The sequence below is a fragment of the Geobacillus sp. CCR genome (assembly GCF_052906625.1).
Genome location: NZ_JBREBQ010000083.1, coordinates 1 through 2,797 on the forward strand (window position 1 = coordinate 1; position 2,797 = coordinate 2,797).

The following is a 2,797-nucleotide window of genomic DNA, read 5'->3' on the forward strand; positions in this document are numbered from 1 at the left end:
AATCCTAGTGGTATCGAAAGCACTTACGAGACCTCCTTAATGTTGATTTCACCGCTAACATTATTGCCAGGATCTCGTCAGTGCTTTCTCTTTTTTGTCACTAAATCACAAAATTTGGTGATGAACCATAAAAACTTGGAGCTTTTATTTGCAAGGGGAGTATGCAATGTTGCGGGACATCATCAATGCTGTTCTCGGTGTGATCATCGGGGTCATTTTAGGAGACCCTCTAAAGGAGGCTTGGGGGAAATTTGTCAAATACATGAAGCGCCTCCTTGCAAAGCCAAAAACTATTAAAGATCCCTCATATTTTACCATTGGGAATGAAACTACTTCGTTTATTGTTTGTGACGGAGATGGCGTTATGACCTACTCTCCTGAAAATATTGAAACAAGAGTAAACAACCATGCAGTTGAGCTTCCCAGTGATTTAAAAATTTTGAGGAGAGAAATAGAAAAAGCGGAAGATGCAAAGAAACAACGGGGGGAAAGCTACAGTTGGAATGGACCTTTGCTCTCTCTCGAAAAATATTCAATTCTACGAACAAAAGTGAATGAGGATATGAAAGTCATTTTTTCGTTCGTTCCTTCAGATTATTATACATTTAAAGCGTTAAATATGAATCTAGATAAACAACTTCCTTCCGGTTATACAATCCGAGAGAAATACTTGGCCGGAAACACAGTTAGGCAACCAATCCCAGCGCTAGCAAACGGCGTTGGCGTAGCCATCACTGTCATTACTTCAGACAATTACGTCATTTTAACCAAACGATCGCCTGAAAGCGGGGTGCGGCCAAACGAGTTGGATATTAGCGTTGTCGAAGCAATCCATCCTTCCCACGACCGTAAAGCGGTAGGACAAGGGCCGGACCTATTTAATACTGCTGTACGTGGCGCAGAAGAGGAACTAGGCGTTGTCATCCCTAGGGAAAATATAAAATTTCTTGGGTTCGGTGTAGATGAACAATACTATCAATGGAATATCATCGGCATTGCGCACTGTAAAGAAAAAGCCGAAGAAATTATGAAACAACGCAGCAGAGGAATCCCGGGGAAATGGGAAATGGAACAAATACTCTTCATTCCGTTTAAAATTAGGGACGTATTATATACTATCAAAAATGAAAAAATGTGGTCCACAGCAAAAGTTGCTCTATACTGGTCACTCGTCTTTGAATATACAAAAAGAGGAGTAGATAAGGAAGCAGAAAGGCTGTTCAAATAATCCATTATTCGCAAAGAGAATATGCCTTTAAGGACTGTCTTTTCTAAAAGAGCAGGAAAAGAAGCAACCCAAGCAAAAATAGAAGGTCACCATTGCAATCGAGTAGGAGGGGGCGGCTAACCCCCGTCCCCTCACACCACCTAGCATGCGGGTCCGCACTAGGCGGTTCGTCAACCTTGACGGAGTTCGAAATATCGTTGCGTCAAACTATTAGCCCCTGAGCGATCCAGTATGTCTTGCCCAGGGCTTGATGGAGTTGCGGCGTTTTGGTTGTTCGCCAGGCTCCTTTTCGGGTATTGGCAATCTCCATGATCGCTGTTTCCTTCAGCCCCAGCGCTCTTAATTCGCGGATTCTGGTTCTGACCCGTTTCCACTGAAGCCATTGGCAGAGTCGAAGCCTCCTCCGAATCCATCCCTCGATGTTCTGAAGGACAGACGGGGTTTCGATGAGCCGAAAATACCCAATCCATCCTATGACGTATTGATTGACACGATGAATTCGTTCCGGCATCGATACGCTCCAGTTTGGGTTGGTCAGCTGTCGAATCCGCTGTTTAAAACGTTGAATCGACCCCGGGGCGAGCCGGATTCGCGCTTTTCGTTCCGGTGTGAAGCGAAACCCTAGAAAGGCCCGTTTCCACGGGCGGTCCACCGCACTTTTCTCCTCGTTCACCTTGAGTTTGAGTGTTCTCTCCAAGAACCGTTGGATGCTTTGTTTCACCCGTTGTCCTGCCCGCAGACTTTTCACATAGATGTTGCAGTCATCTGCGTAGCGGTAGAATTTCAATCCTCGCTTCTCCAATTCCTTATCTAAATCGTCGAGAAGGATGTTCGCCAGCAGGGGGCACTTCACACACTGGCGCCCTTCCTCATTTCTATAGCAAATTGAGCAACGCCTTTTTGTTCGCTTGCACTTGATCGTTCAACGCCTTGACTTTTTCTTTTACCTTCTGAATGTCTGCGTTGTTGGCGCCGACTTTCTTTTCAAGAGCGCGAATGTCATTCGTCACCGCCCGCAGCTGGTTGGACAGGGCAATGAGCTGGCCGATGAGGCCATCGATTTGCTCTTGTTTTTCTTCATCGAGTTCCTCTTGGTCTTCACCAACAGGTTGTGGAGAATTCGGAGACGGCGCCTCCGTTACCGTTTGCCCGCTGGAAGCTGGAGCTACAGCGTCATTAGCGGCTACGGCTTGTCCGCTCGGAGCGTCAGTTGCCGCTGTGGCTTCTGTCGGTTGAGAAGCGGACGGCTCGCCCGTTGACGCCGAATCCGCAGGCGTCGGCGAGGTTTGCGTATCCGTCGCCGGTTCGGCTTCGCTCAATGCTTGAGTGCGAGCGGTCACTTTGTCTAACCGCTCTTCAATTTGGCTCACTTTTTTATGTAACTGCGCCAACTTTTGCGCAAGCCATTTTTGTTGCTTGGACGATTCCTGTTTTTTCTTCGCTGTAAATTATCATTTTATTTCAGCACAAAACACCCATTTTTTTGCACATTCTTTCAGAAAGCCCTCTCCCCTTTTCTGAAGGAATGTGCTAAATTTTTTGTGAATTGTTTCGGACAAAGATTTCCAT

Annotated in this window: 2 protein-coding genes and 1 pseudogene; 1 reads left to right on the forward strand and 2 read right to left on the reverse strand. The window is 46.3% G+C overall.

Going from position 1 to position 2,797, the window contains the following annotated elements:
- The first annotated feature begins 166 nt into the window (after positions 1 to 166).
- Entirely contained in the window at positions 167 to 1,228 is a 1,062-nt protein-coding gene (locus tag ACVBDQ_RS17875) for a hypothetical protein (protein WP_033026388.1), read from the forward strand.
- A gap of 202 nt (positions 1,229 to 1,430) precedes the next feature.
- Here ACVBDQ_RS17875 and ACVBDQ_RS17880 read toward each other — a convergent pair whose 3' ends face one another.
- Both ACVBDQ_RS17880 and ACVBDQ_RS17885 read right to left on the reverse strand, forming a co-directional pair.
- Complete coding sequence (locus ACVBDQ_RS17880; protein ID WP_446663390.1) at positions 1,431 to 2,081, reverse strand: group II intron maturase-specific domain-containing protein; 651 nt, start codon at positions 2,079 to 2,081, stop codon at positions 1,431 to 1,433.
- A gap of 22 nt (positions 2,082 to 2,103) precedes the next feature.
- Positions 2,104 to 2,670 (reverse strand): annotated as a pseudogene (locus ACVBDQ_RS17885) (hypothetical protein); the annotation flags it as partial.
- Between the last annotated feature and the right edge of the window lie 127 nt (positions 2,671 to 2,797).

Excerpts from the sequence above, each read along its gene's own strand:
- ACVBDQ_RS17875 (WP_033026388.1), top strand. The coding sequence starts at position 167 with ATGTTGCGGGACATCATCAATGCTGTTCTCGGTGTGATCATCGGGGTC.